Source organism: Tateyamaria sp. Alg231-49 (assembly GCF_900143535.1).
Taxonomy (GTDB): domain Bacteria; phylum Pseudomonadota; class Alphaproteobacteria; order Rhodobacterales; family Rhodobacteraceae; genus Tateyamaria.
Window position 1 is genome coordinate 63,388 of the sequence record NZ_FRFA01000010.1, and the last position, 12,589, is coordinate 75,976.

12 protein-coding genes are annotated in these 12,589 nt (G+C 59.0%); 7 read left to right on the plus strand and 5 right to left on the minus strand.

Annotated features, from left to right (window positions below; genetic code table 11):
• Positions 1–24 precede the first annotated feature (24 nt).
• Positions 25–783 carry an EcsC family protein gene (locus DHN60_RS15635; protein WP_108838263.1) on the plus strand — a complete coding sequence of 253 codons (759 nt, stop codon included), beginning with the start codon at positions 25–27 and terminating at the stop codon, positions 781–783.
• Here the strand turns inward: DHN60_RS15635 and modC are convergent.
• From modC to modA, 3 genes are read right to left on the minus strand one after another with little or no spacing between them, the layout of a single operon-like run.
• A complete protein-coding gene (modC, locus tag DHN60_RS15640) occupies positions 776–1,855 on the minus strand; it encodes a molybdenum ABC transporter ATP-binding protein (RefSeq protein ID WP_108838264.1) in 1,080 nt (359 codons plus the stop codon). The two genes, DHN60_RS15635 and modC, sit on opposite strands and share 8 nt — an antisense overlap.
• Positions 1,852–2,544 (minus strand): molybdate ABC transporter permease subunit, encoded by a 693-nt coding sequence (gene modB / locus DHN60_RS15645; RefSeq protein ID WP_108838265.1) that lies wholly within the window; start codon positions 2,542–2,544, stop codon positions 1,852–1,854. Before modB ends, modC begins: the two co-directional genes overlap by 4 nt.
• The gene (modA, locus tag DHN60_RS15650; RefSeq protein ID WP_108838266.1) at positions 2,541–3,275 is read right to left on the minus strand and encodes a molybdate ABC transporter substrate-binding protein; all 735 of its coding nucleotides are present in this window, start codon (positions 3,273–3,275) and stop codon (positions 2,541–2,543) included. Before modA ends, modB begins: the two co-directional genes overlap by 4 nt.
• 178 nt (positions 3,276–3,453) lie before the next feature.
• Between modA and DHN60_RS15655 the strand changes: the two genes are divergently transcribed.
• From DHN60_RS15655 to ptsP, 5 genes are all read left to right on the plus strand, one after another.
• Positions 3,454–3,930, plus strand: a complete 477-nt coding sequence (locus DHN60_RS15655) for an NUDIX hydrolase (protein ID WP_234423661.1) — start codon at positions 3,454–3,456, stop codon at positions 3,928–3,930.
• 53 nt (positions 3,931–3,983) lie between these two features.
• The gene (locus tag DHN60_RS15660; protein WP_108838267.1) at positions 3,984–4,424 is read left to right on the plus strand and encodes a DUF1178 family protein; all 441 of its coding nucleotides are present in this window, start codon (positions 3,984–3,986) and stop codon (positions 4,422–4,424) included.
• A 4-nt stretch (positions 4,425–4,428) separates the two neighbouring features.
• On the plus strand, positions 4,429–5,070 hold the full coding sequence (locus DHN60_RS15665; RefSeq protein WP_108838268.1) for an SDR family NAD(P)-dependent oxidoreductase: 642 nt from the start codon (positions 4,429–4,431) through the stop codon (positions 5,068–5,070).
• Between the two features lie 171 nt (positions 5,071–5,241).
• Entirely contained in the window at positions 5,242–6,480 is a 1,239-nt protein-coding gene (locus DHN60_RS15670; protein ID WP_108838269.1) for an aspartate kinase, read from the plus strand.
• 149 nt (positions 6,481–6,629) lie between these two features.
• Positions 6,630–8,870 carry a phosphoenolpyruvate--protein phosphotransferase gene (gene ptsP, locus DHN60_RS15675; protein WP_108838270.1) on the plus strand — a complete coding sequence of 747 codons (2,241 nt, stop codon included), beginning with the start codon at positions 6,630–6,632 and terminating at the stop codon, positions 8,868–8,870.
• Positions 8,871–9,170: 300 nt separating this feature from the next.
• Here ptsP and DHN60_RS15680 read toward each other — a convergent pair whose 3' ends face one another.
• Together DHN60_RS15680 and DHN60_RS15685 are read right to left on the minus strand one after the other, a co-directional pair.
• On the minus strand, positions 9,171–10,232 hold the full coding sequence (locus DHN60_RS15680) for an ABC transporter ATP-binding protein (RefSeq protein ID WP_108838271.1): 1,062 nt from the start codon (positions 10,230–10,232) through the stop codon (positions 9,171–9,173).
• A gap of 25 nt (positions 10,233–10,257) precedes the next feature.
• Positions 10,258–11,046 carry an IclR family transcriptional regulator gene (locus tag DHN60_RS15685; RefSeq protein WP_108838325.1) on the minus strand — a complete coding sequence of 263 codons (789 nt, stop codon included), beginning with the start codon at positions 11,044–11,046 and terminating at the stop codon, positions 10,258–10,260.
• 199 nt (positions 11,047–11,245) lie between these two features.
• Here DHN60_RS15685 and DHN60_RS15690 point away from each other — a divergent pair, with 199 nt between their 5' ends.
• The gene (locus tag DHN60_RS15690) at positions 11,246–12,478 is read left to right on the plus strand and encodes an ABC transporter substrate-binding protein (protein WP_108838326.1); all 1,233 of its coding nucleotides are present in this window, start codon (positions 11,246–11,248) and stop codon (positions 12,476–12,478) included.
• Positions 12,479–12,589 lie beyond the last annotated feature (111 nt).

Here is a 12,589-nt window from a genome sequence, read left to right on the forward strand (position 1 = left end):
GGTGCGCGGCCCAATCTATACCCCATGTCAGAGATCATTCTTGCCCGCCCCGTTCTGGACCCAGAAACAGAGATTGCGCGCCTTGCCCGCCGTTATGCGTCGGCGGGTGGGCTTGGCATTCAGGTGCTTAACACCCTTGGAACCGGGGCCGATGGCCTGCTGGATCGTCTGCCTGCCCCCGTGCGCGGACAGTTGGATAGTGCGGCGCGCGTTGCCCTGACACAGGCGCTGCGCGCTGCCAGTGGGTCGCGTCAGGTGGTGCCGGATCAGGCGCAATGGCTGAATTCGGTTGTCAGCACGGCGATGGGGGCCGCGGGCGGTTTTGGAGGCTTGCCGACAGCCTTGGCCGAACTGCCCGTCACAACGACGCTGCTGTTGCGCGTGATCGAAGGCGTCGCGGTCGAACACGGGTTTGACCCTTCGGCGGAGTCCGTGCGATTTGATTGCGTTCAGGTGTTTTCTGCCGCCGGTCCGCTCGAGCATGACGATGGGGCTGATCTGGCTTTCTTGTCTGCCCGCGTGGCGCTGACGGGATCGGCCATGCAGGCGATCATTGCTCGCGTGGCCCCCCGTCTGGCGATCGTCATGGGCCAAAAGCTTGCCGCCCAAGCCGTGCCTGTGCTGGGTGCTGTGGCGGGGGCGGCCACGAATTACGCCTATACCAGCTATTACACCGATGTGGCCCACGTGCATTTCGGATTGCGTCGTCTGGCGGTTGAGACGGATCAGCCTCATGAGGCGATGGTGGCCCGCCTTAAGGCTGAGGTGCTGGCACTTAAGTAGAGCCGCCCGAGATGGCGTCTTGTGCCACCGACGTTGCCTTGATGATCGCAAACAGGCTCTGACCTTGTTCCAAACCCATTGACGCAACGGCGCGGCCCGTGACCCGCGCCAACAGCGCTTCTCCGCCTGCATCAAGCGCAATTGCGGCCCCGGGGCCGTCGCCTGTGCGGATGGAGGTGATCGTGGCTGGCAGGATGTTTTGCGCGCTGAGGCCTTGCGGCATTTCGAGCGACAAAAGCACGTCTTGGGCCAATACCCGCAATCGCACCTGCGCGCCGATAGGGGCCTGCACACCGAGCAGGTTCAGCGTACCAGCTGCAACTTGCAGCGTGGACAAGCCGTCAGGCCCGTGGTCGGTGACCCTTGCCTGCAAGACTGCGCCTGCCTCTCGGACCCCCAAGAGGGGCACGGCGGCGGGGTCGGCCATCACGTCGAACAGGGGACCGCTGCGCGTGACCCTGCCATCCGACAAGAGCACCATGTGATCGGCGAGCCGCGCGACCTCGTCCACGGCGTGGCTGACATAGAGGATCGGCACGCCGGTGTCGGATTTGAGCCGGTCGAGATAAGGCAGGATGTCGGATTTGCGCGGCCCGTCGAGCGCGGCAAGTGGTTCGTCCATCAACAGGAGTGCGGGATCAGACAGAAGCGCGCGGCCCAGAGCGACCCGTTGTTTTTCGCCCCCTGACAGGGTGGCGGGGCGGCGAACCAGCAGATCACCGATCCCGAGAAGGTCGACAATGTGCGTGCGCCCTTTGGCCCGCGCGCCAAAACGCCCCGCGTAGTCGAGGTTCTCTGCCACCGTGAGGTGCGGAAACAGCCTTGCATCCTGAAACACGTAGCCAATCCGCCGTCTGTGCGCGGGCAGGAAGGTCTGCGCGCTGTTAAAGACGGTGTCGTTGAGGGTGATCTGGGCGGCATCAGGGCGCAACAGTCCTGCGATGGCGTTCACGATGGTGGTCTTGCCCGCGCCGGAGCGCCCGAAGAGCGCGGTAACGCCGGGGCCAGCCTCGAACCCGACGTCGAGATCAAAGCCGTCAAAGCGGTGGGTGATGGCGACCTTGAGGCTCATGTGCCCGCGATCCGTTTTGCCACGCGGCGGGCAAGCCATTCGGACAGCACGACGGCCCCCAATGCGAGCACACAGGCCCACAGGACAAGGGCGATGGCCGCGTTTTCACCTCCCGGCACTTGCAGCAATGCGTAGATGGCCGAAGGAAGGGTTTGGGTTTGACCGGGGATGTTGGCAACAAAAGTGATTGTGGCCCCGAATTCTCCGATTGCCTTGGCAAAGCCCATGACGCCCCCCGCAAGGATGCCGGGCAAGATGAGGGGCAGGGTGATCGTGGCAAAGACGGCGACAGGTGGGGCGCCAAGTGTGCGCGCGGCAGCTTCGATTTTGGGGTCTACCGCCTCGATCGCGAGCCGAATGGCGCGCACCATGAGCGGAAAACCCATGACGATGGCGGCCAGCACCGCGCCCGTCCAACGAAAGGCCAGCACAAGCCCAAAGGTTTGTTCGAGAAAGATGCCTGCGGGCCCCGTACGTCCGAACGCGATCAACAAGAGGTAGCCTGTGACAACCGGGGGCAAAACCAGCGGCAGGTGAACGGCGGCGTTGAGGATCGATTTGCCCCAAAAGTCGCGCCGTGCCAGCAGCCATGCGACCCAGATGGCCAGCGGCAGGGCAAGCAACGTGGCCACCACACCAACCAAAAGCGACAGTCGCAGCGCGTCCCAGCCTGCTGGATCAAGGCTCATGGCAGGGCCGTGAAGCCCGCCGCCTCAAACAGGGCGATGCGGGTGATAAGGTGGTCAAGGAAAGCGTCGCCTTCCTGTGTCAGGGCAAGACCGTGATAGAGGATTTGCGGGTGCTGATGTGCCGGGATCGCCCATGCAACAGCCACTTTCGCGCTGGCCTGTGCGTCAGAGGCGTAAACGATGCCAAAAGGTGCCTCGCCGCGCGCCACAAGGGCGAGGGCGGCGCGGACGTTTTCGGTTTCGGCAAGATGTGGGCGCAATGTGTCCCATGCGTTAATGGTCTTGAGCCACGCAGAGGCGTAGATGCCAGCAGGCACAGAGATGTGTTGGCCCATGGCGAACCGACCTGAGCCCAGTGCATCGCGCAGCGTAGTTGCATCCATGGAGGCAAATGTTGGCCCGTCCAAGGGCGTCACAAGCACCAGCTCGTTGGACAAAAGTGGGCGCGGCTGTGTGGGCGCATGGCCTTGATCAAACAGCCAGTTAGCCCATGTTTCATTGGCCAGAATGACCACATCGGCCGGAGCACCCAGACTGACTTGGCGGGCCATGGTCCCGCTGCCGCCATAGCTGATCGTGCTGGCCCCATCATAGTCTGCGGCGACTGTGTCGAGGGGGCCTTGCAGGCTGGCAGCGGCAAAGATGCTGAGCGGGCCCGCCCAAAGGCCGGTCGGTGCCCACGCAAGGGCAAGTAAGACTGCCAAGCCTTTGATCCGGATATACGTTTTCATTGCAGGGGCACTATTGGCCAAGGTCTGGGTCGGCTCAAGCCGTAAATACCTCTTTGGGCACGTCCCACTGTCATCAAAATGGTAACATAAATGGCATATCTTGTTGGAATCGGAAAGAAATCTGGATATCTGCGCAGATGTAGCATATATTTTTGCAAAAGTATTGGAGAGCAGGGCAGTGACCGCCCCGATTATCAAACAGTTGCCTTTGTCGTTTGGACAAGCTGACAAGACCGATGTGCGCACCCAGTTTGCTGCACTGTGCTATCGTGTGAAAAACGACAAGATTCAGGTGCTGCTGGTGACATCGCGCGGGTCCGGACGTTGGATTTTGCCCAAAGGCTGGCCGATGGACGGAAAAACCCCTGCTGAGAGCGCTGCGCGGGAAGCCTGGGAAGAAGCGGGTGTACATGGCACGCCGGATTCCCGGCCCTTGGGCCTGTTTTCCTACAGCAAGGTGCTGGACGATGTTGATTATGACTTGCCTTGTGTGGCCATGGTTTATGGCGTGAAGGTGAAGTCACTGGCAGACGCGTTCCCCGAGGCCGGCCAGCGCACCCGTAAATGGGTGAGCCGCAAGAAAGCGGCGAGCATGGTGGATGAGCCTGAATTGTCTCGTATCTTGCGGGATTTCGACCCACGCGCGCTTTACTAAGTTGCAAAGACGCCCATTGCGCACAGCGCGCACCGCTTTATGTTTAATCGACCATGATCAAGTACACTTTGAAATGCGCCGAAGGGCATGATTTTGAGAGCTGGTTTGCCAGTGCGTCTGCTTTTGACACATTGCAGTCGTCCGGCCATCTGGCGTGCGTGATCTGTGGGTCGTCCGATGTTGAAAAGGCGATCATGGCCCCGCGTGTCAGCACCTCAAAGGCGGTCGCCGTTGCGCCGTTCGACCCGGTGCCGCAGGCCCCGAGCACAAAAGCGGACGTTGAAGCCACCCTTTCCAAGATGCGGGCTGAGGTGGAAAAGAACGCAACCTATGTGGGCAAGGATTTTGCCAAAGACGCGCGTGATATCCATCTGGGTGATGCGCCTGAGCGTCCGATCTGGGGAGAGGCCAATCCAACCGAGGCCAAGGCCCTGATTGACGACGGTGTGCCTGTCGTCCCGCTGCCCTTCATTCCAACCCGTAAGGTCAACTGAACATATGAATATTGTAATCACCGGGGCGACCCGCGGCATTGGTGCCGGGCTGGCCGCTCATTACATGCGCGCTGGGCACAGCGTTGTGGGCACGGGCCGCTCGGCAGGGGCTGATGTGACGCTGGATGTCACGCAGCCCAGTGATCACAGCGCGCTGGCGCGGCGGTTGGAGGACGTGCCGGTTGATTTGCTGGTGTGCAATGCGGGTGTCTATCTGGATCGGGGGGAGACATTGGAGACAGGCTATGCCGCCGATATTTGGGCGCAGACTTTTGCGGCCAATGTCACCGGCGTATTTTTGACTGTTCAGACGTTGTTGCCCCATCTGCGCCGGGCTGTGCGGCCAAAAATTGCAATCATCTCATCGCAGATGGCGTCGCACACCCGAGCACCAGGGGGCAGCTACATTTACCGCTCTTCCAAGGCTGCCGTTTTGAACCTTGGCCGCAATCTGGCGTCGGATTTGGCTGGTGAGGTGGCCGTGGGTATTTATCACCCCGGTTGGGTGCAGACGGATATGGGCGGTGCGTCGGCGGCGATCACGGTGGATCAGTCTGTGGCCGGTCTGGTTGATCGGTTTGAGGCGCTGTCTTTTGACACTTCTGGGTGCTTTGAGACGTGGGACGGGCAGGCGCATCCCTATTGATCTTGTGGACACGCCGTTGGCGTGACGCCATGTTTTAGGGGCTCTGCCCCGTCGCTGGCGCGACTCCCCGTGGTTTTTCTGGTCAAGAGAAAACATCCAGTTGTCGGCGTTGCCTTGCAACTGGGCTGGGGGGGCGATATGGCCCGGGCGGACTAGGATTTGAGGCACAGCATGCCTGTACTTGTGATGAAATTCGGTGGCACCTCGGTTGCCACGCTGGACCGCATTCGCCGTGCGGCCAAGCGCGTTGGTGTTGAAGTTGCCAAGGGCTATGACGTGATCGTCATTGTGTCGGCCATGTCGGGCAAGACCAATGAACTGGTTGGCTGGGTCAACGAAACGTCGCCTTTGTTTGATGCGCGTGAATATGACGCTGTCGTGTCCTCTGGTGAGAATGTGACCGCTGGGTTGATGGCGCTGACGTTGCAGGAAATGGATGTGCCCGCGCGGTCCTGGCAGGGCTGGCAAGTGCCGGTGCGCACGACCTCGGCCCATTCCAGCGCGCGGATCGAAGAGATCCCGCCGGCCAATATCATGGCAAAGTTTGATGAGGGCATGCGCGTTGCAGTTGTCGCAGGTTTTCAGGGGGTGAGCCCCGAAGGGCGCATCACCACATTGGGGCGCGGTGGTTCTGACACCACTGCTGTCGCCTTTGCGGCTTCTTTTGGGGCGGAGCGCTGCGACATCTACACGGATGTGGATGGCGTCTATACCACCGATCCGCGCATCACCAATAAGGCCCGCAAGCTGGATCGCATCTCGTTTGAGGAAATGCTGGAACTGGCCTCGTTGGGGGCCAAGGTATTGCAGACCCGGTCGGTCGAGTTGGCCATGCGCTATAAGGTGCGTTTGCGCGTTCTGAGCAGTTTTGAAGAGCAATCCGATACCGCCGGGACACTGGTGTGTGATGAGGAGGAAATCATGGAAAGCAATGTTGTAGCCGGTGTCGCCTATAGCCGGGATGAGGCCAAGATGACCCTCGTCAGTGTTGCAGATCGCCCCGGCATTGCCGCTTCGATCTTTAGTGCGCTGAGTGTTGGCGGCGTCAATGTCGACATGATCGTACAGAACATCAGCGAAGAGGGTCGCACCGATATGACCTTTTCCTGCCCAACGGATCAGGTCAAACGGGCCGAAAAGGCCATGGATGAGGCCAAGACTGCGGGCGTGATCAACTTTCACGAACTGATTGCGGATACGGACGTCGCCAAGGTCAGTGTCGTGGGGATTGGCATGCGCAGTCACACCGGCGTGGCCGCCAAAATGTTTGAATGCCTGAGCGCAGAAGGCATCAATATCAAGGTCATCACCACGTCGGAAATCAAGATTTCGGTGCTGATTGATCGCAAATACATAGAACTGGCAGTTCAGGCGTTGCACGACGCATTTGAATTGGAAAAGGCCGCATAGCAATTCAACGCCTACGGTGGATCGGCGGTTGAACTGCGCGCTATGCCACCTGTGATGGAATAATGCGACAGCGCGGCACGCTTTGTCGTTTCGCTTTTTGAGGGTCTGTGTTCTAAACTGTTCTCCAAGACTTTGAGGGGCGTGGGCCAATGTCCGAACGGGTGGAAACAGAAAGCCGCAAACTTTTGGGGCGCTTGCGCGATGCCATGGCCGGGGATGACCCCGGGCAGGCGCGGCTGGACAAGATCACCCATTTGATTGCGGACAGTATCGGCACTGAAGTGTGCTCGATCTACCTGTTTCGCGATGAAGAAACGCTGGAGCTTTGTGCCACCGAAGGATTGAACCCTGAATCCGTGCACCAGACCCGGATGCGGCTGGGCGAGGGCCTTGTTGGTCGTGTGGCCCGCCGTCGCGAAGTCGTTAATACGGCCAATGCCCCCGCGGCCCGCGGTTTCCGCTATATGCCGGAAACGGGCGAAGAGGTGTTTTCCAGTTTCCTTGGCGTGCCTGTGCAGCGGCTTGGCGAAGCGCTGGGTGTTCTGGTGGTTCAGTCCAAGGATGCGCGGGAATATTCGGCGGACGAGATTTACGCCCTTGAAGTGGTCGCCATGGTGCTGGCCGAGATGACGGAGCTGGGCGCTTTCGTTGGCGAAGGCAGTGCAATGGGCAAGCGCCACAGCCAACCTGTGATGCTGCGCGGCACGATTGCACAAGAAGGCGTGGCTGAGGGCCATATCTGGCTGCATGAGCCCCGCGTTGTCGTTACCAACCCCATTGCCGACGACCCCCACCGAGAACTAGAGCGGCTGCATGACAGCGTTGAGGAGCTGCGTGTCGGTGTCGACAAAATGCTGGCCCTTGCAAGTGCGGACAAGGAACAGGCCGAGGTGCTTGAGGCCTACCGGATGTTTGCCAATTCCAAAGGGTGGATGCGCCGGATGGAGGAGGACATCGCCAACGGTCTCAGCGCCGAAGCGGCGGTGGAAAAAGAGCAGTCGTTGGCCCGCGCCCGCATGGGCCAGGCGAGCGACAACTATCTGCGCGAGCGTTTGAGCGATCTGGACGATTTGTCCAATCGACTGCTGCGTATTCTTACGGGGCAGGGCAAGGATACGGGCGCGGACATGCCGCCTGATCCGATACTTGTGGCGCGCAATATTGGGCCTGCGGAACTGCTTGATTATGGGCGGGCGCTGAAGGGAATCGTGCTGGAGGCGGGGTCTGTCGGGTCTCATGCGGCGATTGTGGCGCGTGCGCTGGCTATTCCGCTGATCGTTCATGCGGACCGCGCCACGTTAGAGGCGTTGAACGGCGATCATGTGCTGGTGGACGGCGAACAGGGGATTGTGCATCTGCGCCCGGATGATCAGGTGGTTTCTGCGTTTCGTGACAAGATGGCAATGCAGGCGGCTGCCGCTGAGCGCTATGTCTCCATCCGCGACAAACCTGCTGAAACACTATGTGGTGAAGTCATCTCGTTGAATATGAATGCGGGTCTGATGGCCGACTTGCCGTCGCTTGATGGGTCCGGGGCTGAAGGCGTTGGCCTGTTTCGCACTGAATTGCAGTTTTTGATCCGCAACAAGATGCCCAAACGTTCGGAACTCTCCGCGCTTTATGCCCGTGTGCTGGATGCGGCTGGGGGTAAAAAGGTGGTGTTTCGCACGCTCGACATCGGGTCGGACAAGGTGCTGCCTTACATGAAGCCCAATGACGAACCGAACCCTGCGCTTGGCTGGCGGGCGATCCGTGTTGGTCTGGACAAGCCCGGCGTGATGCTGATGCAGTTGCAGGCCTTGTTGCGTGCCGCAAACGGCAGACCTTTGTCTGTGATGTTTCCCTTTGTGGCGCAGTTTGAGGAATACACCCGCGCCAAAGCGCTAATGGACAAGGCGATTGAGCGTGAGCGCACGCTTGGCAACGTTCTGCCCGAAAAGGTTGAAGTTGGGTCGATGCTGGAGACGCCCAGCCTTGCCTTTGCGCCGCAGAAATTCTTTGAAGAGGTTGGGTTCTTGTCCATTGGTGGCAACGATCTAAAGCAGTTCTTCTTTGCGGCGGACCGTGAAAATGAACGGGTGCGGCGCCGCTATGATACGCTGAACGTGTCCTTTCTGAGCTTTATCGAGCGGATCGTGGAGCGCTGTGCGATCACGGACACTCCTTTATCATTCTGCGGCGAGGATGCTGGGCGCCCGGTTGAGGCGCTGTGCCTTGCGGCCATTGGCTTGCGCAACCTTTCCATGCGCCCGGCCTCTGTCGGGCCTGTCAAATCCCTGCTGCGTCGGTCCAATCTGGCGGAGGTCCGCAAGGTGATTGCTGATGCGCGCCATCGCGGCGAAATGAACGTCCGCCCGGCGATCATGGAGTACTTGCGACAGCAAGGTTAACTTTTCATTAATTATAAGTTGTTAAGCGGGACTCTTGAAGTATCGCTTCGTGGCAGAGTGTGTGTGGATAACTTTTCATGCACAGGTTTTCTGCGTGGAATCGGGTGTTTATTTTTGCTGTATTCGGTCCATATGTGGAGATTTTCCGCAAAAAATCGTCAAAAAATTTCACTTTATCGACAAATTTAGCCTTTTAATCCCACGCTGGAAAAACAGATATCCACAAGCCCTTTTGTGGACAAAAAAACCGCCCGTGCCGGAGCACGGGCGGTCTGAGAGCGACGCTCTGTGGGCTTGGGTCTAGCGCAGTCGCGCCTCGCTTTGGGCGTCAAAGAACATTGCGCGGGTTGGATCAAAGGTGACTGTGACTTCGGTCCCTTCCTCCATCGCCATGTCGCCTCGGCTTTCGACCACCAACCGTTCGCCTGTCGGCGTGGTGAGGTAGTCATAGGCGACGCCGCCAAGCCGTTCCCGGATGTCCAGCTGAATCGGTGAGGCTTCTGCTTTGAGTTCCATGTCTTGCGGGCGCACGCCGACGATGACCGGCGATCCGGCGGTGGGCAACGCCACGGATGTCGGGATCACCGCGTCAGACAGGGCAGGGACAGCAACTGCGCCGTCCTGTGCCACGCCGTTGACGAAATTCATCGCGGGCGAGCCGATAAAGCCGGCGACGAACTTGTTGTCGGGGTCCTGATACAGATCCATCGGGCTGCCGACCTGTTCGATGTAGCCTGCACGCAGCACCACGATTTTGTCGGCCAGCGTCATCGCCTCGACCTGATCGTGGGTGACGTAGATCATGGTGGTGCCGAGTTCCTTGTGAAGGCGCGCAATTTCGACCCGCATGTCCACCCGCAGTTCGGCATCAAGGTTCGACAGGGGTTCATCGAACAGGAAAACCTCTGGACCACGGACGATGGAACGCCCGATCGCGACGCGCTGGCGTTGCCCGCCAGACAGGGCCTTGGGCTTGCGATCAAGGTATTCGTCCAGCTTGAGGATCTTGCTGGCTTCACCCACTTTGCGGTCAATCTCGTCCTTGGGGACGTTGTTCATCTTGAGCCCAAAGCCCATGTTTTCTTTGACCGTCATATGCGGATAGAGCGCGTAGGTCTGGAAAACCATCGCCACGCCGCGCGCGGCCGGGTCCATGTGGGTCACATCTCGTGCACCGATGTTGATTTGGCCGTCAGAGGTTTCTTCGAGGCCTGCAATCATCCGCAAGAGAGTGGATTTGCCGCAGCCCGATGGGCCGACAAAGACGCAAAATTCGCCGTCGTCGATGGTCAGGTCGACGCCGTGGATCACTTGGGTCGCGCCGTACCGTTTTATGGCTTTGTTCAGTGTCACACCGGACATGTGTCTCTCCCCCTTGAATGGATTGTTATTCGCTTGGAAACTGCCAGTTGGCAGCGGCCTGCGCGATGTCGCGCGCGGTTGATTGCAGGTGCGGCGCAAGCTGGGACAGATCGTCCAGCGATTTGCGTGCGGTGGATGTTGTCACGCTGAGCGCACCGATGGAGCGGCCCGTTTCAGACAGAATAGGGGCCGCGATACAGATAATGCCGGGCTCGTGCTCTTCGCGGTCATAGGCGATTCCCTGACGGCGAATCGTCTCCATTTCCGCTGACAGGCTTTCGGGCGTGGTGTGTGTATGGGCGGTGTGGGCGAACCACGCCTGTTGGGACAGTGCCGTTTCGCGGGCCTCATCGCTTAGAAATGCGATCATCGCTTTGCCCACGCCAGTGCAATAGCCAGGGCCGACTTTGCCGGCTTGGGAAAACATCTCGATCGGGTCAGCGGCGTTGCGTTTGTCTACGTATAGCACCTGTCCGCCATCCAGTTGCGCAAGGTGAACTGTTTCACCAACCGTTTCGCTGAGGGTGTCGATGTAGGGCCGCGCAATGGGGGCGAGTGAGCTTTGCCGCCATGCCGCATGGGCCAATGTAACAAGGCGCAAACCGGGCGCATAGGTCTGGCGATCGACGTCATACCGCAGCATTCCGAGATTGGTCAGAGTCTGGACCAACCGGTAGAGCGTCGCCTTGGGATGGGGCGACATCGCGAGCAATTCGGAAAACCGCACAGGCCGTTCGGCTTGTGCGACCAGATCCAGCACCTCAAGTGCCTTGCCGATCGTTCCGTCCCCCGAGCGGGGCGCTGCGCTGTTCATCGTGGTCCTCCCAAACCGCTCTGCAGGAATCTGTTGACCTGCCGAACATGTCACCGCATAGTTCCAATAGTTGGAATTCAGTTTCACTATGTGGAACTTCCATGAAGAGAGACTTTAAGTCAAAAGAAATCTGACTTTCTGTTTGCGGGCCAATGATACAAGGTCCGGCACGGGAGAAACGGAACTAAGGGAGGAAACCATGTTCCTGAATGTGAAAACCGCTGTGGCGGCTATTGCTCTGTCTGCTATGGCAGGCGGTGCGTTCGCGCGCGACTTGGTCATCAACTTTGATGACCTCAACCCAGGCCCCAAAAAGGGCTTTGATGATGCTGTCGCTCTTTTCCAAAAGGAAAACCCCGACATCAACGTGATCGTCAACAACAACGACCGCGAAGCGCACAAAACAGCGATCCGCAACTTTTTGACCGCTGACGCGCCTGACGTCACCAGCTGGTATCCCGGCAACCGTATGGCACCCTTCGTAGACGCTGGCCTGTTCCAGCCCATCGATGATGTGTGGGAAGAAAACGGCTTCAAAGAAGACCTTGCAGCGATCATGCCGACCATGTCGCGTGACGGCAAAATCTGGGGTGTACCTTACAGCTACTACCAGTGGGGTATCTACTACCGCAAAGACATCTTTGACTTGCTGGAGCTGGAAGAGCCCCAGACTTGGGACGAGTTGCTGGCAGCTTGTGGCAAGATGAAAGCAAATGGCGTGACGCCTTTCACCATCGGGACCAAGTTCCTTTGGACGGCTGCGGGCGTGTTCGACTATCTGAACCTGCGCACCAACGGCTATGACGTGCACAACGCGCTGACAGCTGGTGAGATCAAGTACACCGATCCACGTATCAAGGCGACGTTCACCAACTGGGAAACGCTGATCAACGAATGTGGGTTTGTGGACAACCACGCCTCCATGAGCTGGCAGGACGCCATCGCACCTTTCGCCAATGGCGATGCCGCGATGTACGTGATGGGCAACTTCTCGGTTGATGGCTACAAGAACGCTGGTCTGACCGAAGATCAGATCGACTTCATGCCGTTCCCAACCATCGATGCGTCCATCCCCGGTGCCGAAGAAGCGCCTGCGGACGCGTTCTTTATCCCGACCAACGCAAAGAACGTCGAAGATGCCAAGAAGTTCCTGGCCTTCGTTGCGCGCCCCGATGTGCAGACCCAGTGGAACAAGACCATCGGTCAGCTGCCCATCAACTCCAAGGCCGACATTTCCGATGACAAGTTCATCCAGGAAGGGTTTGCCCTGCTGAACGGTGCTGCTGGTCTGGCACAATTCTATGACCGTGACGCACCTGCCGAAATGGCCAAAGCGGGCATGGAAGGCTTCCAGGAGTTCATGCTGGACACGTCCAAAATGGACGCGATCCTTGAGCGCCTCGATACGGTTCAGGAAGAAGTCTACAAGTAAGCAACAGGTGGGGCGGGCGATTGCGCCCGCCCCACACTTTTCCCATCAACACATTGTAAGTGCTAGGTTTTAGCGTTTTCAAAGGGTTGATCTGCGCCCGATTGGGCGACC

Bases quoted from the DNA above. Each gene is read 5' to 3' on its own strand.
- DHN60_RS15635 (WP_108838263.1), top strand. From the start codon at position 25: ATGTCAGAGATCATTCTTGCCCGCCCCGTTCTGGACCCAGAAACAGAG.
- modC (WP_108838264.1), bottom strand. From the start codon at position 1,855: ATGAGCCTCAAGGTCGCCATCACCCACCGCTTTGACGGCTTTGATCTC.
- modB (WP_108838265.1), bottom strand. From the start codon at position 2,544: ATGAGCCTTGATCCAGCAGGCTGGGACGCGCTGCGACTGTCGCTTTTG.
- modA (WP_108838266.1), bottom strand. From the start codon at position 3,275: ATGAAAACGTATATCCGGATCAAAGGCTTGGCAGTCTTACTTGCCCTT.
- DHN60_RS15660 (WP_108838267.1), top strand. From the start codon at position 3,984: ATGATCAAGTACACTTTGAAATGCGCCGAAGGGCATGATTTTGAGAGC.
- DHN60_RS15665 (WP_108838268.1), top strand. From the start codon at position 4,429: ATGAATATTGTAATCACCGGGGCGACCCGCGGCATTGGTGCCGGGCTG.
- DHN60_RS15670 (WP_108838269.1), top strand. From the start codon at position 5,242: ATGCCTGTACTTGTGATGAAATTCGGTGGCACCTCGGTTGCCACGCTG.
- ptsP (WP_108838270.1), top strand. From the start codon at position 6,630: ATGTCCGAACGGGTGGAAACAGAAAGCCGCAAACTTTTGGGGCGCTTG.
- DHN60_RS15680 (WP_108838271.1), bottom strand. From the start codon at position 10,232: ATGTCCGGTGTGACACTGAACAAAGCCATAAAACGGTACGGCGCGACC.
- DHN60_RS15685 (WP_108838325.1), bottom strand. From the start codon at position 11,046: ATGAACAGCGCAGCGCCCCGCTCGGGGGACGGAACGATCGGCAAGGCA.
- DHN60_RS15690 (WP_108838326.1), top strand. From the start codon at position 11,246: ATGTTCCTGAATGTGAAAACCGCTGTGGCGGCTATTGCTCTGTCTGCT.